Source organism: Bradyrhizobium canariense (assembly GCF_900105125.1).
GTDB lineage: Bacteria > Pseudomonadota > Alphaproteobacteria > Rhizobiales > Xanthobacteraceae > Bradyrhizobium > Bradyrhizobium canariense_A.
Map to the genome: position 1 here is coordinate 118,596 of NZ_LT629750.1, position 19,696 is coordinate 138,291.

18 protein-coding genes are annotated in these 19,696 nt (G+C 61.6%); 12 read left to right on the top strand and 6 right to left on the bottom strand.

From position 1 onward, the window contains the following. Position 1 precedes the first annotated feature (1 nt). The 3 genes from BLV09_RS00515 to BLV09_RS00525 all read right to left on the bottom strand — a co-directional run bounded on the left by BLV09_RS00515 (position 2) and on the right by BLV09_RS00525 (position 3,880). On the bottom strand, positions 2-895 hold the full coding sequence (locus BLV09_RS00515; protein WP_146685934.1) for a branched-chain amino acid ABC transporter permease: 894 nt from the start codon (positions 893-895) through the stop codon (positions 2-4). Between the two features lie 235 nt (positions 896-1,130). Continuing rightward, a complete protein-coding gene (locus BLV09_RS00520; protein ID WP_146685935.1) occupies positions 1,131-3,062 on the bottom strand; it encodes a long-chain fatty acid--CoA ligase in 1,932 nt (643 codons plus the stop codon). Beyond that, entirely contained in the window at positions 3,059-3,880 is an 822-nt protein-coding gene (locus BLV09_RS00525) for an ABC transporter ATP-binding protein (RefSeq protein ID WP_100382874.1), read from the bottom strand. The genes BLV09_RS00520 and BLV09_RS00525 overlap by 4 nt, the downstream gene beginning before the upstream one ends. Positions 3,881-4,162: 282 nt before the next feature. Here BLV09_RS00525 and gmd point away from each other — a divergent pair, with 282 nt between their 5' ends. Both gmd and BLV09_RS00535 read left to right on the top strand, forming a co-directional pair. Next, positions 4,163-5,248: a GDP-mannose 4,6-dehydratase gene (gene gmd / locus BLV09_RS00530; protein ID WP_146685936.1), complete on the top strand. Its 1,086-nt coding sequence runs from the start codon at positions 4,163-4,165 to the stop codon at positions 5,246-5,248. Next, positions 5,229-6,173: a GDP-L-fucose synthase family protein gene (locus BLV09_RS00535; protein ID WP_146685937.1), complete on the top strand. Its 945-nt coding sequence runs from the start codon at positions 5,229-5,231 to the stop codon at positions 6,171-6,173. The genes gmd and BLV09_RS00535 overlap by 20 nt, the downstream gene beginning before the upstream one ends. Positions 6,174-6,398: 225 nt before the next feature. Here BLV09_RS00535 and BLV09_RS00540 read toward each other — a convergent pair whose 3' ends face one another. Then, on the bottom strand, positions 6,399-7,244 hold the full coding sequence (locus tag BLV09_RS00540) for a uroporphyrinogen-III synthase (RefSeq protein WP_146685938.1): 846 nt from the start codon (positions 7,242-7,244) through the stop codon (positions 6,399-6,401). Positions 7,245-7,504: 260 nt separating this feature from the next. Between BLV09_RS00540 and purU the strand changes: the two genes are divergently transcribed. Next, positions 7,505-8,368, top strand: coding sequence for a formyltetrahydrofolate deformylase (purU, locus tag BLV09_RS00545; RefSeq protein ID WP_146685939.1), 864 nt, complete (start codon positions 7,505-7,507; stop codon positions 8,366-8,368). Positions 8,369-8,392: 24 nt separating this feature from the next. Here purU and BLV09_RS00550 read toward each other — a convergent pair whose 3' ends face one another. After that, complete coding sequence (locus tag BLV09_RS00550; RefSeq protein ID WP_146685940.1) at positions 8,393-8,674, bottom strand: hypothetical protein; 282 nt, start codon at positions 8,672-8,674, stop codon at positions 8,393-8,395. A 359-nt stretch (positions 8,675-9,033) separates the two neighbouring features. Between BLV09_RS00550 and BLV09_RS00555 the strand changes: the two genes are divergently transcribed. The 6 genes from BLV09_RS00555 to BLV09_RS00580 all read left to right on the top strand — a co-directional run bounded on the left by BLV09_RS00555 (position 9,034) and on the right by BLV09_RS00580 (position 15,010). Continuing rightward, positions 9,034-10,212, top strand: a complete 1,179-nt coding sequence (locus BLV09_RS00555) for an ABC transporter substrate-binding protein (RefSeq protein WP_146685941.1) — start codon at positions 9,034-9,036, stop codon at positions 10,210-10,212. A gap of 188 nt (positions 10,213-10,400) precedes the next feature. Then, entirely contained in the window at positions 10,401-11,270 is an 870-nt protein-coding gene (locus BLV09_RS00560; RefSeq protein WP_146685942.1) for a branched-chain amino acid ABC transporter permease, read from the top strand. 7 nt (positions 11,271-11,277) lie between these two features. Beyond that, positions 11,278-12,309, top strand: coding sequence for a branched-chain amino acid ABC transporter permease (locus BLV09_RS00565; RefSeq protein ID WP_146685943.1), 1,032 nt, complete (start codon positions 11,278-11,280; stop codon positions 12,307-12,309). Further along, a complete protein-coding gene (locus tag BLV09_RS00570) occupies positions 12,306-13,058 on the top strand; it encodes an ABC transporter ATP-binding protein (RefSeq protein WP_146685944.1) in 753 nt (250 codons plus the stop codon). Before BLV09_RS00565 ends, BLV09_RS00570 begins: the two co-directional genes overlap by 4 nt. Beyond that, positions 13,051-13,761, top strand: a complete 711-nt coding sequence (locus tag BLV09_RS00575; protein ID WP_146685945.1) for an ABC transporter ATP-binding protein — start codon at positions 13,051-13,053, stop codon at positions 13,759-13,761. The genes BLV09_RS00570 and BLV09_RS00575 overlap by 8 nt, the downstream gene beginning before the upstream one ends. Before the next feature lie 130 nt (positions 13,762-13,891). Beyond that, positions 13,892-15,010 carry a cobalamin-independent methionine synthase II family protein gene (locus BLV09_RS00580; protein WP_146685946.1) on the top strand — a complete coding sequence of 373 codons (1,119 nt, stop codon included), beginning with the start codon at positions 13,892-13,894 and terminating at the stop codon, positions 15,008-15,010. A 145-nt stretch (positions 15,011-15,155) separates the two neighbouring features. On the opposite strand, the gene BLV09_RS00585 is transcribed toward BLV09_RS00580, so the two are convergent. Next, positions 15,156-15,443 (bottom strand): GIY-YIG nuclease family protein, encoded by a 288-nt coding sequence (locus BLV09_RS00585; RefSeq protein ID WP_146685947.1) that lies wholly within the window; start codon positions 15,441-15,443, stop codon positions 15,156-15,158. A 199-nt stretch (positions 15,444-15,642) separates the two neighbouring features. Between BLV09_RS00585 and BLV09_RS00590 the strand changes: the two genes are divergently transcribed. From BLV09_RS00590 to metK, 3 genes are all read left to right on the top strand, one after another. Continuing rightward, positions 15,643-16,773, top strand: a complete 1,131-nt coding sequence (locus BLV09_RS00590; protein WP_146685948.1) for a flavin-containing monooxygenase — start codon at positions 15,643-15,645, stop codon at positions 16,771-16,773. Between the two features lie 88 nt (positions 16,774-16,861). Beyond that, positions 16,862-18,217 (top strand): hypothetical protein, encoded by a 1,356-nt coding sequence (locus tag BLV09_RS00595; protein ID WP_146685949.1) that lies wholly within the window; start codon positions 16,862-16,864, stop codon positions 18,215-18,217. A 58-nt stretch (positions 18,218-18,275) separates the two neighbouring features. Further along, positions 18,276-19,538, top strand: a complete 1,263-nt coding sequence (gene metK, locus BLV09_RS00600; protein ID WP_146685950.1) for a methionine adenosyltransferase — start codon at positions 18,276-18,278, stop codon at positions 19,536-19,538. Positions 19,539-19,696 lie beyond the last annotated feature (158 nt).

The window sequence follows — 19,696 nt, forward strand, 5'->3', positions numbered from 1 at the left end:
ATTACACCCGCTCGATGTCTTTGGTGCCGAACAGGCCGTACGGCTTGATCATCAGGACGATGATCAGCACGTAGAACGGCGCAATCTCGTACAGATTGCCCCAATGCAGATATTCGCTGTCGATATATTGCGCGATGTTTTCAAGTAGCCCGATAATGATGCCGCCGAGCACTGCGCCGCCGATCGAGTCCAACCCGCCTAGGATTGCCGCCGGAAACACCTTGATGCCGTAATCCGACAGGCCTGACGACACGCCGTTGACGACGGCGACCACGACGCCCGCCACTGCCGAGACGGTGGCCGAGATCGCCCACGCCATCGCAAATACATTCTTGACGGAAATGCCGAGCGATTGCGCGACCTGCTGGTCGAAGGCGGTGGCGCGCATGGCGAGGCCGTATTTCGAGGCGCGGAAGAACCAGGCCATGCCCGCCATCATCGCCACCGACACCACAAGGCTCATGACATAGACGGTCTGGATTTGCAGACCCAGGAAGTTCAGGGATTGGCTGGTGAACACGCGCGGGAATGGCTGCGGGTTGACGCCGAAGATCCATTTCAGCGCAGCCTGAAACACCGTCGACAGCCCGATCGTGACCATGATGACCGAGATGATCGGCTCGCCGATCATCGGCCGCAGGATCACGATCTGGATCGCGATGCCGAAGATGAACATGAAGGCCAGCGTCAGCGGCATGCCGAGCCAGAACGGCACCTGGTATTTGGTCAGCAGCGCCCAGCACACCCAGGCGCCGATCAACAGCAATTCGCCCTGCGCGAAATTCACCACCTGCGTCGCCTTGTAGATCAGCACGAACGACATCGCGACCACGCCATAGAGCGTGCCGACCACGAGGCCGTTGACCAGAAGCTGGATCAGGAACTGCAGGTTCATGCGGCTTGCCAGATGCAGGTTGCGCGGTTGTTTCCCTCTCCCCTTGTGGGAGAGGGTGGCTTCGCGAAGCGAAGACGGGTGAGGGGTTGGCTACGCATCGGGATTGCGGGGAGGATACCCCTCACCCAACCGAGTTCGATTCGACTGACTGCGATGCCCTCTCCCACAAGGGGAGAGGGCGCAGTCATTGGCACCGTGATATGTCCTACCAATTTATTGAAATCGCCTGTTTCTCTCACTCCGCGGCCTCCGTCGCCTGCACGTCGCGCGCCAGATCGACCACCGCCAGCGTGGTGCGGATGCGTTGGGTGGTGCCGTCCTGGAAGCGGATCATGGTGTCGATGGGAATGTCGCGCTTGCCGCCATAGATCGCGTCGATGATATCTGCGTATTTCTCGTTGATGACGCTGCGCCGGACCTTGCGTGTCCGGGTCAGCTCGCCATCGTCGGCGTCGAGCTCCTTGTAGAGCAGCAGGAAGCGCGAAATGCGCTGCGCCGGCGGCAGCGTGGCGTTGACGGTTTCGACCTCCTTGCGCAGCAAGGCATAAACTTCGGGCCGTGAGGCGAGGTCGGTATACGTCGTAAAAGATATCCGGCTCTTCTCGGCCCATTTCGAGATGATGGAGTAACGGATGCAGATCATGGCGGCGAGCGCGTCGCGGCCGGCGCCGAGCACCACGGTCTCGGCGACATAGGGCGAGAATTTCAGCTTGTTCTCGATGTATTGCGGCGAGAAGCGCTCGCCGCGCGCGGTTTCTGCGAGATCCTTGATGCGGTCGATCACCACGAGCTGCTGGTTGTCGTTGAAATAGCCGGCATCGCCGGACTGCATCCAGCCATCCCTCATATCGGCGGCCGATGCTTCCGGGCTCTTGTAGTAGCCGAGGAACATATTGGGGTGGCGCACCACGATCTCGCCGACGCCATGGATATCCGGATTGTCGATCCGGATTTCGATGCTGTCGGCCATCGCCACGCCTGTCGTGTCGGGATCGACACGGTCCGTGGGATGCAGGGTGTAAGCGCCGAGCAATTCGGTCTGGCCGTACAGCGTGCGCAGCGGCACGCCCATCGCCTGGAAGAATTTGAACGTATCAGGTCCGAGCGCGGCGCCGCCAGTTGCCGCCGAGCGCAGCCGCGTAAAGCCGAGACGGTCGCGCAAGGCGCGAAACAGCAGGGTGTCCGCGATCACCGAATGCCTGCCTTTCGCCAGCGCCGACAATCCCGCCTTCATGCCGAGCTCGTAAAGGCCTTGCTTGAGCGGGGAGGAGTCCATCACGCCTGCACGCACGTCGGCGGCAATGGATTCCCAGACCCGCGGCGCGAACAGCACGAAGGTCGGCGCGATCTCGCGAAAATCGTTCATCATGGTATCGGGCTCTTCGACGAAGTTGATCTTCATCCGGCAGAGCAGCCCTTTGCCGAGCGCGTAGACCTGTTCCATGATCCAGGGCAGCGGCAGCACCGAGACGTATTCGTCGTCAGGTCCTTTCGGGTCGAAGGCGAGATATGTGGCGCAATGCCGCAGCACCCGGCCTGCGGCCAGCATTGCCAGTTTCGGGTTGGCGGTCGTGCCCGAGGTGGTGCAGAGGATCGCGACGTCGTCGCCTTTCGTGTCATCCACCAGTCTGTCGTAGAGACCGGGCTCGCGCGCGGCGCGATCGCGTCCCATCTTGGCGAGCGTGTCGGCTGCGATCAGGCGGGGGTCGTCATATTTTCGCATGCCGCGGGGATCGGAATAGACGATGTGCTTGAGATGCGGCACACGCTCGGCCAGCGTCAGCAGCTTGTCGACCTGCTCCTCGTCCTCGGCAAACACCAGCCTGGCCTCGCCATAGCTCAGGAGATAGGCGGCTTCCTCATCGAGCACGTCGCGATAGAGGCCGAGACTCATGGCGCCGATGGCGTGGCTGGCGATTTCAGCCGAGACCCAGTCCGGCCGGTTGTCGCCGATGATGCCGATGACATCGCCGCGGCCAAGGCCAAGCTCGACCATGCCGAGTGCGAAGTCGCGCACCCGCGCCTGATAGTCGGTCCAGGTGAAGACGCGCCACAGCCCGAGATCCTTTTCGCGCAGCGCGATCTCGTCGCCGTGCTCGCGCGCGTTGAGGCGCAGCAGCTTGGGATAGGTATCAGCCTGCGCGATGCGACCAGCGTAATCCATCATGCGGCGCTCTCCGCAGGCGCCGGTGTATGATCGGGATCGACCAGAACCTCGTCCTCTTCGCCGAGATAAGCGCGCTTCACATGGGGATCGGCCAGCACCGATGTCGGGTCGCCTTCGGCGATCTTGCGGCCGAAATCCAGCACCATGATCCGGTGGGAAATATCCATCACCACGCCCATGTCGTGCTCGATCATGACGACGGTCATGCCGTACTCTTCGTTGAGGTCGACGATGTAGCGCGCCATGTCCTCCTTTTCCTCGAAATTCATGCCGGCCATCGGCTCGTCGAGCAGGATCAGTTGCGGCTCAAGCGCCATCGCGCGCGCCAGTTCTACGCGCTTGCGCAAGCCATAAGGCAGCGTTCCGGCGGTCGCCTTGCGCACTGACTGCAGGTCGAGGAAATCGATGATCTCTTCGACCTTGCGGCGGTGCTGGAGCTCCTCGCGCCGCGCGCCGGTCAGCCAGTACAGCGATCCCGTGATGAAATTGTTCTTCAGCAGATGGTGACGCCCGACCATGATGTTGTCGAGCACGCTCATGTGATGAAACAGCGCGAGGTTCTGGAAGGTGCGGCCGATGCCGAGCCGGGGCCGTGCGTTGGGATTGAGCGCGGTGATGTCCTGGCCGCGATAGAACAGCTGGCCTTCGGTCGGACGGTAGCGTCCCGAGATACAGTTGACGATCGAGGTCTTGCCGGCGCCGTTGGGCCCGATGATCGAGAACAGTTCGCCCTCGTTGACGCCAAAGCTGACGTCGGTGAGCGCGTGCACGCCACCAAAACGCAACGATACCCCACGCACTTCCAAAGCGTGTTCCACGCATTCCCTCCGTCCGGGCGCTTTGCGCGCTCTTGTTCGATAATCGCCGGATCAACCCGGTCCATGACGGGTTAACCTAGTTCAACCACGCTAGCACGTTAACCGTCGTACTTGTCGCAGGTATCGAAAGACCTGATTGGAATCGACTTTGGTATTAGAATTCGCCATGCTCGAATGCTATGGCCTGCGTTGCGGGCGGTCCAGCGGGCCGGGCGCGATTATTTTATTGCCCCCGAGGCGGCTATTTTCAGGATGGTCCCCGGCGCGTTAGTTGGAGAAGATATGGCGGTTCAGGATTCAAAACGGCGTGTCGCGCTGATTACCGGCGTGACCGGGCAGGATGGTGCTTATCTCTCCGAATACCTGCTAGGCCTCGGCTACACGGTGCACGGCATCAAGCGGCGGTCGTCCTCTTTCAATACCGCGCGAGTTGATCATCTCTACGAGGATCGCCATGCCGGCAATGTGCCGTTCCTGCTGCACTATGGCGACATGACGGATTCGACCAATCTGATCCGGCTGATGCAGCAGATCCGCCCCACTGAGATCTATAACCTCGCCGCCCAAAGCCATGTCGGCGTGAGCTTTGAGAGCCCTGAATATACCGCGAATGCCGATGCTATCGGCGTGCTCCGGCTATTGGAAGCGATCCGCATCCTCGGCATGGAAAAAGAGACGCGCTTCTACCAGGCGTCGACGTCCGAACTCTACGGCCTGGTTCAGGAGATTCCGCAAAAGGAAACCACGCCGTTCTATCCGCGGTCGCCCTATGGCGTCGCCAAGCTCTACGGCTACTGGATCACGGTGAACTACCGCGAAGCCTACGGCATCTACGCCTCGAACGGCATCCTGTTCAATCACGAAAGCCCGATCCGCGGCGAAACCTTCGTGACGCGCAAGATCACGCGCAGCGTTGCCCGCATCGAGACCGGCCTTGAAGACACGCTGTATCTCGGAAATCTCGAGGCCAAGCGCGATTGGGGCCATGCCAAGGATTACGTCGAGGGCATGTACAGGATATTGCAGGCTGATGCGCCGGACGATTTCGTGCTGGCAACCGGCGAGACCCGCTCGGTGCGCGAATTCGTCGAACTGGCGTTTGCCGAGGTCGGCCGCACCATCGCGTGGCAGGGCAAGGGTGTCGAGGAGACCGGCATCGACAAGAAATCCGGCAAGACCGTCGTTCGCATCGATCCAACCTATTTCCGCCCCACCGAAGTCGATTTGTTGATCGGCGACGCTTCCAAGGCGCGCGACAAGCTCGGCTGGAAGCCGAAGACAACCTTCACCCAGCTCGTCAAGGAGATGATGGCGGGCGATCTCGCGATCGCCAGGCGGGAGGCTGCCAATGGCAAGCACTCCGTTTGAGCTGACCGGCAAGACGGTCTTTGTTGCCGGCCACAAAGGGATGGTCGGGGCCGCGCTGGTGCGCCGGCTCGCGCGGGAGAATGTCGAACTGCTGACGGTCGGGCGCAACGAAGTCGATCTGCGCGACCAGGCCGCCGTGTTCGGCTGGTTTGCCAAAAAGCGCCCGCAGGCGGTGTTTCTGGCCGCGGCCAAGGTCGGCGGCATCGTCGCCAACAACACGCTGCGCGGCGAATTTCTCTACGACAACCTCGTCATCGCGGCCAATGTGATCCAGGCCGCCCACACCAACGCGACCCAGAAACTGATGTTTCTCGGCTCGTCCTGCATCTATCCAAGGCTCGCGCCGCAGCCGCTGCGCGAAGATTCGATGCTGACCGGGCCGCTGGAGCCGACCAACGAACCCTACGCGATCGCCAAGATCGCCGGGATCAAGATGGTCGAGGCCTATCGCAGCCAGTATGGCTCCGACTTCATCAATGTGATGCCGACCAATCTGTACGGGCCCGGCGACAATTATCATCCCGAATACAGCCATGTCGTCGCCGCGCTGATCCGCAGGTTTCACGAGGCGAAGGTTTCCGGCGCTTCCAACGTCGTGGTTTGGGGCACCGGCACGCCGCGGCGGGAATTCCTGTATGTCGACGATCTTGCGGATGCCTGCATTCATCTGATGAAGAGCTATTCCAGCGACGAGCTGGTCAATATCGGCACCGGCGAAGACATCACCATCGCCGAATTCGCCCGCGTCGTCGCCGCAGCCGTTGGCTATACCGGCGGGATCAGCTTCAATCCCTCGCGGCCCGACGGCACGCCGCGCAAATTGCTCGATGTCAGCCGTCTCGCCAAACTCGGCTGGCGTGCAAGCACCTCCCTCAAGGATGGGATCGGGCTCGCCTATCAGGCGTATTTGCGCGACTCGAAATGATCGCCGGGTTTTCCCGGTCGGGTCGCTAACCGAAGACCAGCCGAATCAAACATAGTTGAAGCCGGATTCGGACGCGTGTTTCCGGGTTGTCCGCCAGCATCGCGTCGGCGGCAAGCAATACACAACTCTACACCCGCGCCGCCGAGGCCGCCTATCGGACGATGTGGAAGGAATATTGCATCTCACGCGGCGAACGCGCCCGGGCCGCGCCATAGCGCGCGTTGATCAGCGGTGGGCGGCGGAACGCGGCGCGGTCTTGCCCAGCTCTGCTGCCATTGCCGAGATCAGCGGCTTCATGAAATAGGCTTCGTTGGCCGGCGAGATGTCGGTGCGCAGGCCGTGCGCTTTGAGTTCCTCCGACACCACCGGGCCGACGGAAGCGATCGGCGTGCGCTCAAGCCCCTCGCGCAACCGCGCTTCGCAATCGTGGGCCTGGGCCACTTCGAACAGGCGGCGCGCCTGACCGGAACTGGTCAGCGCAATCGCATCAATACGGCCATTGGCCATTTCGTCGATGGCGGTGATGATGTTGGTTTCGGCCGCCTGCGCGTCATAGACATAGGGCAATACGGTATCTACTTCGGCGCCTTGCGCCGTGATGGCGCCGATCAGTCGGCCGTGATCCTTGTCCGGGTAGAGCTGCAGGCCCAGACGATGCCCTGTGAGATCGACGCGTGACAGCATCTCGGCAATGCCTTCCGAGGTTGGCTTTTCCGTCGTGACCTGCGGCTCGAGGCCGATCTCGCGCAGTGCACGGCCGGGCTTCGGCCCGCGGGCGAATTTTCGCGCCTTGCCGAGCGCGGCAATGAAGTCGCCGTCGACGTTGATCCGCCGCGCCACCTTCATCAGCCGCCGCAGGCCTTCGCCGGTCATCAGCACCAGATCGTCGAAAGGCGCGTCAATGAAACGCCTGATCCATGCCTCGATCGGGGCGGAATCGGGCGAATCGTGGATGGTGAACATCGGACATTGCACCACATCGGCGCCTTGCTCGGCGAGTAGGCGGGAAAACTGCGCTTCCTCGCGCGTTTCCATGATGAGAATGCGATAGCCGTTCAGTCTGTCCGCCATGATGTTGCTCCAGAGGCTGCTTCAGCTCTGCTGGAGCAGACTCACCTTACCTTTTGTTTGAGCATGATCTCCGCGCAAACGCTCCGCGTTTGTCGCGAGGGAAAACCGGTTTCCACTTTTCGGGATCATGCCCTAACGCCGGTCGCCTTCGGTTTGTTCATCTTGACCCCTTGACCGGGATTGGCGCAAGGCCGCCGCGGGTGATAGAGCAGGGCATGTCATACCGTTCCGTCGTCATCCCCGTGTTGTAAACAGCCCACATGCCCGACCATCAATTCGTTCTGACACTATCCTGCCCGGACCGTCCCGGCATTGTCTCCGCGGTGTCGACGTTCCTCGCCCATAACGGGCAGAACATTCTCGACGCGCAGCAGTTCAACGACGTCGAGACCGGTCATTTCTTCATGCGGGTGGTGTTCAACGCCGCCGATCTAGCGGTCAATCTCGCCGCCCTGCAAACCGGATTCACCGCGATCGCGGACCGTTTCGGCATGGACTGGCTGATGCGCGATCGCGCCACGCGCCGCCGGGTGATGCTGCTGGTCTCCAAATCGGATCACTGCCTCGCCGATATCCTTTATCGCTGGCGGACCGGTGAGCTGGAAATGATCCCGACCGCCATTGTCTCCAACCATCCGCGAGAAACCTACGGCAGTCTCGATTTCGGCGAGATCCCGTTTCACTTTTTTCCCGTAACCAGGGAAACCAAGCGCGAACAGGAAACCTCGATCTGGGACCTGGTCGAACAAACCAAAACCGATCTGGTGGTGCTGGCGCGTTACATGCAGATCCTGTCGGACGAGATGTCCGCCAAACTGTCCGGACGCTGCATCAACATCCACCACTCGTTTCTGCCGGGCTTCAAGGGCGCGCGGCCGTATCATCAGGCGCATGAGCGCGGCGTCAAATTGATCGGCGCCACCGCGCATTACGTGACCCGCGACCTCGATGAGGGCCCGATCATCGACCAGGACGTCGAGCACATCAGCCATCGCGACACGCCCGACGATCTCGTCCGCAAGGGACGCGATATCGAGCGCCGCGTGCTGGCGCGCGCGATGCGCCATCATCTGGAAGATCGCGTGCTCCTCAACGGCCGCAAGACCGTGGTGTTCATGGGGTGACGCGCCCGTGCGCTGGCAGCGCGCTCAATGAACCGGATTGATCGCGCTCGAGGATGCCGGCGGATTGGCCGCATCCGCTGCCGGCGCGGGTTCGAGCCGCTTGCGGTCGCGTTCCTGCATCCATTCATCGTACTTAGCGCTGCCCGGACGAGGCGGCGCGTCCGCAGGCAGGCCGCCGAGCCATTGCGGAACATAGTCGCCCATGCCGTTCGCGAGCTTTTCGTTGATGGTCCCACAGCCGCTCAGCGCGCAGGCTGAAAGCGTGAGGGCAAGCATGATGACGAGATGGCGGCTTCTGATCGGCATTTGCGAGCGCGTTACGGCCTAGTCGTTGGTTTTGGGTCAAAGTGCCTAAGAGCGCATTTTGGTGCGGTGCAGCGCGGCCGAAGCTTGTTCGGACCACAATACGGTAAAATTGCAATCCGTGTTGAATGAAATATATGGTACTTAAATACCTATATCATCGGAAGGGCATGATGCGCTCGCGCCAGCGATTCGATGGGGAGGCGCTGCAAAACAGGTTGCGCCCATCGTCGCGATTGACAAGGTCACAGCGCTGAGACGCCATGCCGCGCCGATACACGGTTGAAGATTTTCAGCTATACGGTCAGGCAAAGGGCCGGGGACTCGGTTCGAAAGACGAAACTGATCAGGGGAGGGTGTTAATGTCGATTTCCAGGATGTTGTCGCAGGCTGCACTGGGCGCTGCGATATTGGGCACGCTGGCGCTGGTGCCTGCGCGCGCGCAGGAGACCGTCAAGATCGGCCTGATCCTGCCGATGACCGGCGGACAGGCCTCGACCGGCAAGCAGATCGACAATGCGATCAAACTCTACATGCAGCAGAACGGCGATACCGTCGCCGGCAAGAAGATCGAGGTCATCCTCCGGGACGACGCGGCGCTCCCTGACAACACCAAGCGCCTCGCGCAGGAGCTGATCGTCAACGACAAGGTCACTATCATCGCCGGCTTCGGCGTCACCCCGGCAGCACTTGCGGCGGCGCCGCTGGCGACGCAAGCCAAGATTCCGGAAGTGGTGATGGCGGCGGGCACTTCTGTTATCACCGAGCGCTCGCCCTACATCGTGCGCACTTCTTTCACGCTGCCGCAGTCATCCACCATTATCGGCGACTGGGCCGTCAAGAACGGCATCAAGAAGGTTGCGACGCTGACCTCCGACTACGCCCCCGGCAACGACGCGCTGGCTTCCTTCAAGGAGCATTTTACGGCCGGCGGCGGCGAGATCGTCGAAGAGGTCAAGGTGCCCCTGGCCAATCCCGACTTCGCGCCGTTCCTGCAGCGGATGAAGGATGCCAAGCCCGATGCCATGTTCGTGTTCGTTCCGGCAGGCCAGGGCGGTAATTTCATGAAGCAATATGCCGAGCGTGGGCTCGACAAGTCAGGCATCAAGGTAATCGGCCCCGGCGACGTCATGGACGACGATCTGCTCAACGGCATGGGCGATGCGGCGCTCGGCGCCGTCACCGCGCATATCTACTCCGCGGCGCATCCCTCGCAAATGAACAAGGATTTCGTCGCCGCCTACAAGAAGGCTTTCGGTTCGCGCCCGGGCTTCATGGCGGTCAGCGGCTATGACGGCATGCACCTGATTTATGATGCGCTGAAGAAGACCGGCGGCAAGACCGATGGTGACGCGCTGATCGGGGCCATGAAAGGGATGAAGTGGGAAAGCCCGCGCGGCCCGATCTCGATCGATCCGGATACCCGCGACATCGTGCAGAACGTCTATATCCGCAAGGTCGAGAAGGTCGACGGCGAGCTCTATAACGTCGAATTCCAGACCTTCGAAGCCGTCAAGGATCCCGGCAAGACGAAGAAGTGACGTCGACTCGACGTCATTCCGGGGTGCATGCTTCACACTCTTCCGTCATGGCCGGGCTTGTCCCGGCCATCCACGCCTTCCTTCGTGCTGAAAAAAAGACGTGGATGCCCGGCACAAGGCCGGGCATGACGATGTAACTACTTCGGTACTATTGCCGAGATATCGCTGGTTTCGGTTGACCTGATCCCATGACCTCCGTACTCACCAATCTGTTCGACGGCGTCGCCTACGGCATGTTGCTGTTCGTGCTGGCCTGCGGTCTGGCGGTGACGCTCGGGCTGATGAACTTCGTCAACCTCGCGCATGGCGCATTCGCGATGGCGGGCGGCTATGTCTGCGCGGTCCTGGTCAATCAGTCGGGCTGGCCGTTTTTTGCGGCGCTGCCGCTGGCATTTGTCGCAAGTGCCGCGACCGGCATCGTGTTCGAGCGCGCGCTCTATCGCCATCTCTACACGAGAGGCCATCTCGACCAGGTGCTGTTCAGTATCGGCCTCGTGTTCATGTCGGTGGCGGCGGTCGATTACATCATGGGGTCGTCGCGGGTCTTCATCAAATTGCCGGCGGCGCTCGAAGGCCAGTTCGATGTCTTCGGCGTCGGCATCGGCCGCTACCGACTGATGATCGTGGTCATCTGCGGTCTTTTGACCGTGGCGCTGCAACTGGTGCTGGCGCGGACCAGATTCGGCAGCCGGCTTCGCGCCGCGGTGGACGATCCGCGCGCCGCCAGCGGGCTCGGCATCAACGTGCCGCAGGTATTCGCCTTCACCTTTGCGTTCGGATGCGGTCTTGCCGGTCTCGGCGGCGCGCTCAGCGCCGAGATCCTCGGGCTCGATCCGTATTTTCCGCTGAAATTCATGATCTACTTTCTGATCGTGGTGACCGTCGGCGGCTCCTCTAGCATCACCGGGCCATTCCTCGCCTCGCTGCTGCTCGGCATCGGCGACGTCGCCGGTAAATATTACGTGCCGAAGATGGGACCATTCGTGATCTACACCATTATGATCGTGATCCTGATCTGGCGTCCCAACGGCCTGTTCGGCCGCACCGCTGCGCGGTGACGCCGACATGACCGCGCTCGCCGATGTCGGATATTATTCAAGGCGGCAGGCACGATGGCGCTGGAGCGAGATCGTGTTCTGGCTGGCGGCGCTGGCTTGCGCGTTCGCATTTCCCTCGCGCTATCTGATCATGACCGACATCGTGCGGCTCGGTCTGTTTGCGCTATCGCTGGATCTGATCCTCGGATACGCCGGCATTGTCTCGCTCGGCCATGCGGCGTTCTTCGGCGTCGGCGCCTATGCGGCCGGGCTGCTCGCGGTGCACGGCATCATTAATGAGCCGGTGATTGCTCTGGTCGTAGCCGGCCTTGCCGCCGCGGTGCTCGGATTTTTGACGAGTTTCCTGGTGATCAGGGGCGTCGACCTGACCCGCCTGATGGTGACGCTGGGGATTGCACTGTTGCTGGAAGCGCTGGCGGAGCGGTTCTCGGATATCACCGGCGGCACCGACGGGCTGCAAGGCATCGAGATCCAGCCGATTCTCGGTTTCTTTACGTTCGACATGTTCGGCAAGACCGGTTTCTTCTACTCGCTTGCCGTGTTGTTTGTTCTGTTCCTGCTGGCGCGGCGGATCGTGCATTCGCCGTTTGGCCTGTCGCTGCGCGCGATCCGCAACAATCCGCTGCGCGCGTCCGCGATCGGCATTCCCGTCAATCGCCGCCTGATCGCGGTGTACACGCTGGCCGCGTTTTATGCAGGGATCGCGGGCGCGCTGTTCACCCAGACCACGGCGCTGGCCTCGCTGGATGTATTCTCATTCGAGCGCTCTGCCGACCTGATGCTGGTGCTGGTCCTCGGCGGCACCGGCTATCTCTATGGCGGACTGATCGGCGCCGTCGTGTTCCGGTTGCTGCAGGAAGTGTTTTCCTCGATCACCCCGCAATACTGGCAGTTCTGGATCGGTCTTGTGCTGGTCGTGATCGTGCTGATCGGCCGCCAGCGCCTGCATCGCTGGGTGTTGTGGGCGCCGAACCTGATCGTGCGGCAGCTCGGTGGACGCAAGGCGATCGTCGCGGTTCCGGAAGGCGACGCGCCATGACCTTTGCGCTGGAAACCCGCGCGCTCGAAAAGCAATTCGGTGGCCTGAAGGTCACGTGCGATCTGTCGCTCGGGATCGCGCCGGGCGCCCGCCACGCCGTGATCGGCCCGAACGGCGCCGGCAAGACCACCGTCATCAATTTGCTGACCGGCGTGCTCAAACCCAATGCCGGGCGCATCCTGCTAGAAGGCCACGACATCACCGATTTGCCGGTGCATACGCGGGTGCGGCGCGGCCTGTCGCGCACCTTCCAGATCAACCAGCTTTACGCCGACCTGACGCCGCGCGAGACCATCGGCCTTGTGGTCTCGGAACGGCTCGGTCATGGCGGCGACTGGTGGCGAAGGCTCGGCACGCGCGACGATGTCAACGCCGAGATCGCCGAGAATCTGGCGCGCTTTCATCTGCTCGACGTCATGAACGAGACCACCGCGACGCTGCCTTATGGAAAACAGCGGCTGCTGGAGATCGCGGTCGCGATTGCCACCAAGCCGCGCGTGCTGCTGCTCGATGAACCCGCCGCTGGCGTGCCCGAAGGCGAGCGCCACGATATTCTCTCCGCCGTCGCAGCACTGCCCCGCGACGTGACCGTGCTCCTGATCGAGCATGACATGGATTTGGTGTTTTCGTTCGCCGACCGCATCTCCGTGCTGGTCAATGGCGCGCTGCTGGTCGAGGGCGCGCCCGACGAGGTCGCGCGGGATCCGAGGGTCAAAGCGGTCTATCTCGGCGAGGCGGCGGATGCCTGATCTTCTCACCATCGAGGGTCTACGCGCCGGATATGGCGAAGCGGTGGTGCTGCCCGGCATGTCGCTGCGCCTTCCGGAAAGCCAGGTGCTGGCGCTGCTGGGGCGCAACGGCACCGGCAAGACCACGCTGATCAATTCGATTGTCGGGGTCACGCGTCGGTTTGGCGGAAGCATCGCCGTCGGCGGGCGCGATATCACCTCGATGCGGCCGGACCAGCGGGCGCGGGCCGGCATCGGCTGGGTGCCGCAGGAGCGGAATATCTTTCGCTCGCTGACGGTGGAAGAAAACATGACCGCGGTGGCGCAGCCCGGACATTGGACGGTGACAAAGGTTTTCGAGATGTTTCCGCGCCTGAAAGAGCGGCGCAACAATTTCGGCAACCAGCTTTCCGGCGGCGAGCAGCAGATGCTCGCCATCGGCCGCGCGCTCACGCTCAACCCGAAAGTTTTGCTGCTGGACGAGCCGACCGAGGGGCTGGCGCCGATTATCGTTGAGGAACTCCTAAAGGCGCTCGGCAAAATTACCCGATCAGGCGGCACCTGTTCGATCATCGTCGAGCAGAATGCGCAAAAGGTTCTAGGGCTCGCCGATCGTGTTGTGATATTGGAGCGCGGCGCGATCGTTCATGATGCGGCGAGTGCCGATCTGAAGGCCGATCCCGCGGTGCTGGAGCGCTATCTGGGGGTCTCCGCCAAGGTATGATTTCTTTCGTCATTCCGGGGCCGCGAGTGAACCGAGCGAACTCGGAATCTGGCATTAGGCGTGATGCCGGGCCGGCGTCTTCGGCGCATCCCGGACTGACTTTGAGATCGTTTTCGAGGGAGTGAACACCATGCAAAGAACCAAAGCCCCGTTCCGCGCCGACGAGGTCGGCAGCCTGTTGCGGCCGCCGCGCATCAAGGAAGCGCGCGCCAGGCTCGAGAAGGGGGAGATCACGGCTGCCGATCTGCGCAAGGCCGAAGACATGGAAATCGAGAAAGTCGTGCACCGGCAGGCCTCGACCGGTCTGAAGCTGGCGACCGACGGTGAATTCCGCCGCTCCTGGTGGCATTTCGATTTTCTCGCAAAGCTCACCGGCTGCGAATTGTTTCACCCCGACGAAGGCATCCAGTTTGCCGGCGTGCAGACCCGGCATGATGCCATCCGCGTCACCGGAAAGCTGGATTTTCCCGCCGATCATCCGATGCTGGATCACTTCAAGTTTCTGAAGAGGCAGTGCGATATCGCCCATGTCACGGCGAAGATGACGATCCCGTCGCCGGCCGTGCTGCATTTCCGCGGCGGCCGCAAGCTGATCTCGAAAGAAGTATATCCCGATCTCGAAGTGTTCTTCGAGGATCTCGGCAAAACCTATCGCAAGGCGGTCAAGGCTTTTTACGACGCCGGTTGCCGCTATCTGCAATTCGACGACACGGTGTGGGCCTATCTCTGCTCGCAGGATGAACTGAGGAAGTCGCGCGAGCGTGGCGACAATCCTGACGGCCTGCAGGAAATCTATGCCCGCATCATCAACTACGCGATATCAGAGCGGCCGGCCGATATGGTGATCACGACCCATGTCTGCCGTGGCAATTTCCGTTCGACCTGGATTTCGTCCGGCGGCTACGAGCCGGTGGCGGAGACCATGCTGGCCGGCACCAATTACGACGGCTATTTCCTGGAATATGATTCCGACCGCGCCGGTGGCTTCGAGCCGCTGCGCTATTTGCCGAAGGGCAACAAGATCGTGGTGGTCGGCGTCATTACCTCCAAGACCGGCGCGCTCGAGAAAAAAGACGACATCAAGCGCCGGTTGGAAGAGGCGGCCAAGTTCGTGCCGCTCGAACAACTCGCGCTGTCGCCGCAATGCGGCTTTGCCTCCACGGAAGAGGGCAACATCCTCAGCGAGGAAGAACAGTGGGCGAAATTGAAGCTCGCGGTCGACGTCGCGAACGAGGTGTGGGGGAAGTGATTTCCTTTCCTTCGCACCGCGCGAGGTTGACCTTTCCGTCATTGCGAGGAGCGTAAGCGACGAAGCAATCCAGACTGCCTGTGTGGTCCTGGATTGCTTCGTCGCGCTCGCAATGACGGCGTGATCGCAACGCGCGCCCGTCGACCTATGCCAGCGTTTCGTAGAGGTCTTTCCATTGAGGATTGAGGCCTTCAATCAGAGCTAGTTTATCCGCCCGGCTCCCAGCCTTAATCTGCTTCTCGCGCGTAATGGCTTCGATCATGCTGTCGTGAAGTTCATACCAGACAAGTATCTTGCAGCTATATTTTGCTGAAAAACCCTTGGCCAACCCTTCGCGATGTTCGAAAGCACGTTTCGGCAAATCGGACGTAACGCCTGCGTAAAGCGTTCCGTTGCGGCGGCTTGCCATGATGTAAACGCAGGGTTGCTTCATCGGAGTTACTGCCAATACGCTGGTATATTACCGCGTCATTGCGAGGAGCGACAGCGACGAAGCAATCCAGACCGCCTGTGTGGTCCTGGATTGCACCGCGAAGCCTTTCATCGGTCGGCGCGTTGCCCCGATCCGTTGGCTCACCATGAGGATATGATAGCCTACGCAGATCCCGTCGCGTGCAATGACGAGAGGGGACATGACACCAAGCCCTGACGCGATCATTGTCGGCGCCGGCCCCGCGGGGCTTGCTTGCGCCGCTATGATACGCGCGGAGGGGCTCAACGTGATGGTGCTGGAAAAGGCTGACAGCGTCGGATCGGTTTGGCGTCGCCATTACGATCGGCTGCACCTGCATTCAGACCGCAAACATTCTGGTTTGGCCGGCATGGAAATGCCGCGGACCTATCCGCTGTATCCATCTCGCCAACAGGTGGTCGAATATCTCGAAAGCTACGCCGCACGCTTCGACATCCGCCCGGTTTTCAATATGGCGGTGTCGTCGGTTCGGCGCGACGGGGTGCAGTGGCGCGTGGAGGCCGGTCACACCTCGATGGCCGCTCCCGTGGTAGTCGTTGCAACAGGTCTTGCCGACGCACCCTATCGTCCGTCATGGCCGGGGTTGGAGACCTATCAAGGATCGGTCGTTCACAGCAGCGAATATCGCAACCCGACACCGTATGCGGCAAAGCGTGTGCTCGTTGTCGGCTTCGGCAATTCCGGCGGTGAGATCGCGCTCGATCTCACCAGTGCCGGCGTCGATGTCGCGCTGGCGGTTCGCGGCCCCGTTCAGGTCTTGCCGCGCGATCTCCTGGGTTTTCCGATCGTGGCATGGGCGATCTTATATCGGCGCCTGCCTGCGCGGCTGGTCGACCTGATCAACGCGCCGGTGTTGCGGCTCGCTTTGGGTGATATCGAAAAGCTTGGATTGCGCCGCGCGGCGAGAGGGCCGCTGCAAATGATCGAAGAGAACGGACGCGTGCCGCTGATCGATGTCGGCACGCTGGACAGGATCAGGGATGGCTCCATCAAAATATACGGTGCCATCGACCGCCTTGCGTCCGATAGCGTCGTGTTTGCCGATGGCAAGAACGAAAAGTTCGACGCGATCATTCTGGCGACCGGCTTCCGCCCCGATCTGCGCCGCTTGATGCCGGACGTGGAAGACGTGTTCGACAAGCATGGCATGCCGCTGGTGACCGGGCGGGCGACCAGCGCGCCCGGTCTCTATTTCTGTGGCCAGATCACCGCGGCGACCGGACAATTTCGCGAGATCGGACTTGAGGCGCAGCGGATCGCGGAGAGCGTGAAGGGCTATGTGAGAAAATAGCCTCATCGGCATTTCCCCGTTGGGCAGATGATGGTAGGACGTTTGGGCCAAATGCCGCTGCCCACCCAATCTTCCCATTTCCGGCCTGATGAAAAACGACCAGATCCTCAGCCAGATCTCCGAATTCTGCCGCCAGATCGACATGGCGGAATCGACCTTTGGCCGCCGTGCGGTCAATGACGGCAAGCTGGTGCACCGGCTGCGCGAGGGCAAGCGCATCACCATCGACACCCTCGATCGCATCCAGGCCTATATCGCAGCATCGATGCCGGGCGGGGTGCCACCGCCGCGCGGCCTCGAAGTCCCACCTGAAAAACGCGATCCCCGCGGCAATTTCCGGTTTTTCGAGAACCGGCAGAAATATCTGCTGTTCGTCCACACCTGCAGCGAGAAGCGGGTGATCGCCGAGCGGGTGGCGCTGGAGCTTTCCAGCATCCATCCGCGTCCGCCGGCGCTGCGGGTGTTCGACGCCGGTTGCGGCGACGGCACCGTGCTGGCGCGGGTGATGCGGTCGATGCACAGCCGCCTGCCGCATATGCCGTTCTATATCGCGGGCAAGGAGCTCAGCCTGGAGGACGTCCGGCTGACGCTGGACAAGGTGCCGGACCGGCTGTTCGAGCATCCGGCGACCGTCTTTGTGCTCACCAACATGTATTACGCCGAGGCGCCCTGGCTGACGCCGGCCTCGCCCGCGGCGGCGGCTGGGATGATCTGGCACGAGGTGGCGCTGCGCGGGGCCTCATCCGGAGAGTTCGAGACCCAGATCGCCGAACTCGGCCCATTTCTTGAGCAGAACTGGCGCGCCAATGTCAGCCCGCGCTCGGGCATGCCGACCTATGAGCGGCCGGTCGCGCTGGTGCTGTATCGGGACGACCACCGGTTCCTGCTTGATTCGATCATTCCGCGTGCCGGCCGCTCCGAGGCCAATTTCGACCTGATCATCGCTTCCCAGCCTTATCGGGCCAAATCCTCGGTTAATTTCCGCGCCAAGCGTATCATTGCACCGCTCGCGCGCGCGCTACGGGCAGGGGGCCGCTTGATTGGAATCCACTCCCACGGGCAGGATCCGGGCCTCGAAATGATCCAGGCCGTATGGCCCGGAGAAAATCCTTTCGCGGTCAGTCGCCATGAGCTATTGCGCGCGGTGAAATACGAGCTGGGGTCGGCCGGGCGCGACCTTAACTTTAATGCCTACGCCGATAACCGTTCGATCTTCCGTTATGATATGGAAGCGCTGCCCAATGAGGTCACCGGCACGATCGGAACCTCAACGGCCTTTGCAGCATGGAACGCGGCGGTGTATGTCGCGCAGATTGAAGACGACCGGTTGACGGACATGGCTCAAAGCGGCCGCACTCTCGATGCCGCCAGAGAAGTTCTGCGCAAGCATAACGGGCTCTGGTTTTACGACGAATCCTACGTCATCTCGCGTCGTCGAGACTGACATTTCAGGACACACATGAAAGGGCCGCCGACATCAGGCGGAAACAAGGGGTTAGTTGATGCGCGAGTCTTATCTGTTCACCAGTGAATCGGTTTCAGAGGGGCACCCGGACAAGGTCTCGGACCAGATTTCGGATGCTATCCTCGACGCGTTCCTTGCCAAGGATGTCGAGCTCGGCATTGCCGACAACAGCCTCGTCAATACGAGGCTCGGCTGCGAGACGCTGTGCACCACCAACAAGATCGTCATCGCCGGCGAAGGCCGCGGCCAGTTGTTCCGCACCATCCATGGCGTCCCGGTCGTCGACCGCGAATTGATCAGCGAGATCGCCCGCGGCGTGGTCAAGGATATCGGCTACGACCAGAACGGCTTTTCCTATCACGGCGCCGACATCGAGGTGCTGCTGCATGGTCAGTCGCCCGACATCGCGATGGGCGTCGATGCCAAGAAAAAGAAGAGCGGCGAGGAAGAAGGCGCCGGCGACCAGGGCATGATGTTCGGTTACGCCTGCAACGAGAGCGAAGTGTACGAAAAGGGCTCCTACATGCCCGCGCCGATCTACTTCGCGCACAAGATTCTGAAGGTGCTGTCCGAGAAGCGCCGCAACGGCCAACTCGCCGATCTGCAGCCCGACGCCAAGAGCCAGGTGACGGTGAAATATGTCGACGGCAAGCCGACCGGTTGCACCAAGGTCGTGGTCTCGACCCAGCACAACGAGAAAAGCCGCAACGGCAAGAAGTACTCACCCGGCCTGATCAAGGACATGATCTCGACCGCGGTCGAATCGGCGCTGCCGAAGGGCTGGATGCCACAAAAGAACTCCGACTTCCTGGTCAACCCGACCGGCAACTTCGTGGTCGGCGGCCCCGACGGCGATTGCGGTCTCACCGGACGCAAGATCATCGTCGATACCTATGGCGGCTATGCGCCGCATGGCGGCGGCGCGTTCTCCGGCAAGGATCCGACCAAGGTCGATCGCTCGGCCGCCTATGCCGCGCGCTATCTTGCCAAGAACGTGGTGGCGGCGGGTTTCGCCGACCGCTGCACCATCCAGGTCGCCTACGCGATCGGCGTCGCCGATCCGATGTCCGTGCTGGTCGATACCCACGGCACCGGCAAGGTCGATGAAAAGAAGCTGGAGAAGGTGCTGCCGCAGATCTTCCGCCTGACGCCGACCAACATCCGCCGTTCGCTCAAGCTGAACCGCCCGATCTACCGCCGCACCGCGGCTTATGGTCACTTCGGCCGTGCGCCGGAAAAGGACGGCGGCTTCTCGTGGGAAAGAACCGACCTCGCCGCGGAACTGAAGCGCGCGATCTGATTGTGTATTTGAGTAGGACGCCGCGACATACATAAGCCGTCATGGCCGGGCTTGTCCCGGCCATCCACGTCCTTCTTTTGTAGCGGCCAAGACGTGGATGCCCGGCACAGGGCCGGGCATGACGAGACATTGCAGACCCCTTCGTATGAACGGTCGTT

What these genes read in the sequence shown, in the direction of transcription:
- BLV09_RS00520 (WP_146685935.1), bottom strand. Translation starts at nt 3,062, where the DNA reads ATGATGGATTACGCTGGTCGCATCGCGCAGGCTGATACCTATCCCAAG.
- metK (WP_146685950.1), top strand. Translation starts at nt 18,276, where the DNA reads ATGCGCGAGTCTTATCTGTTCACCAGTGAATCGGTTTCAGAGGGGCAC.
- BLV09_RS00560 (WP_146685942.1), top strand. Translation starts at nt 10,401, where the DNA reads ATGACCTCCGTACTCACCAATCTGTTCGACGGCGTCGCCTACGGCATG.
- purU (WP_146685939.1), top strand. Translation starts at nt 7,505, where the DNA reads ATGCCCGACCATCAATTCGTTCTGACACTATCCTGCCCGGACCGTCCC.
- BLV09_RS00585 (WP_146685947.1), bottom strand. Translation starts at nt 15,443, where the DNA reads ATGAAGCAACCCTGCGTTTACATCATGGCAAGCCGCCGCAACGGAACG.
- BLV09_RS00565 (WP_146685943.1), top strand. Translation starts at nt 11,278, where the DNA reads ATGACCGCGCTCGCCGATGTCGGATATTATTCAAGGCGGCAGGCACGA.
- BLV09_RS00575 (WP_146685945.1), top strand. Translation starts at nt 13,051, where the DNA reads ATGCCTGATCTTCTCACCATCGAGGGTCTACGCGCCGGATATGGCGAA.
- BLV09_RS00570 (WP_146685944.1), top strand. Translation starts at nt 12,306, where the DNA reads ATGACCTTTGCGCTGGAAACCCGCGCGCTCGAAAAGCAATTCGGTGGC.
- BLV09_RS00580 (WP_146685946.1), top strand. Translation starts at nt 13,892, where the DNA reads ATGCAAAGAACCAAAGCCCCGTTCCGCGCCGACGAGGTCGGCAGCCTG.
- gmd (WP_146685936.1), top strand. Translation starts at nt 4,163, where the DNA reads ATGGCGGTTCAGGATTCAAAACGGCGTGTCGCGCTGATTACCGGCGTG.
- BLV09_RS00595 (WP_146685949.1), top strand. Translation starts at nt 16,862, where the DNA reads ATGAAAAACGACCAGATCCTCAGCCAGATCTCCGAATTCTGCCGCCAG.
- BLV09_RS00515 (WP_146685934.1), bottom strand. Translation starts at nt 895, where the DNA reads ATGAACCTGCAGTTCCTGATCCAGCTTCTGGTCAACGGCCTCGTGGTC.
- BLV09_RS00535 (WP_146685937.1), top strand. Translation starts at nt 5,229, where the DNA reads ATGGCAAGCACTCCGTTTGAGCTGACCGGCAAGACGGTCTTTGTTGCC.
- BLV09_RS00590 (WP_146685948.1), top strand. Translation starts at nt 15,643, where the DNA reads ATGACACCAAGCCCTGACGCGATCATTGTCGGCGCCGGCCCCGCGGGG.
- BLV09_RS00555 (WP_146685941.1), top strand. Translation starts at nt 9,034, where the DNA reads ATGTCGATTTCCAGGATGTTGTCGCAGGCTGCACTGGGCGCTGCGATA.
- BLV09_RS00550 (WP_146685940.1), bottom strand. Translation starts at nt 8,674, where the DNA reads ATGCCGATCAGAAGCCGCCATCTCGTCATCATGCTTGCCCTCACGCTT.
- BLV09_RS00540 (WP_146685938.1), bottom strand. Translation starts at nt 7,244, where the DNA reads ATGGCGGACAGACTGAACGGCTATCGCATTCTCATCATGGAAACGCGC.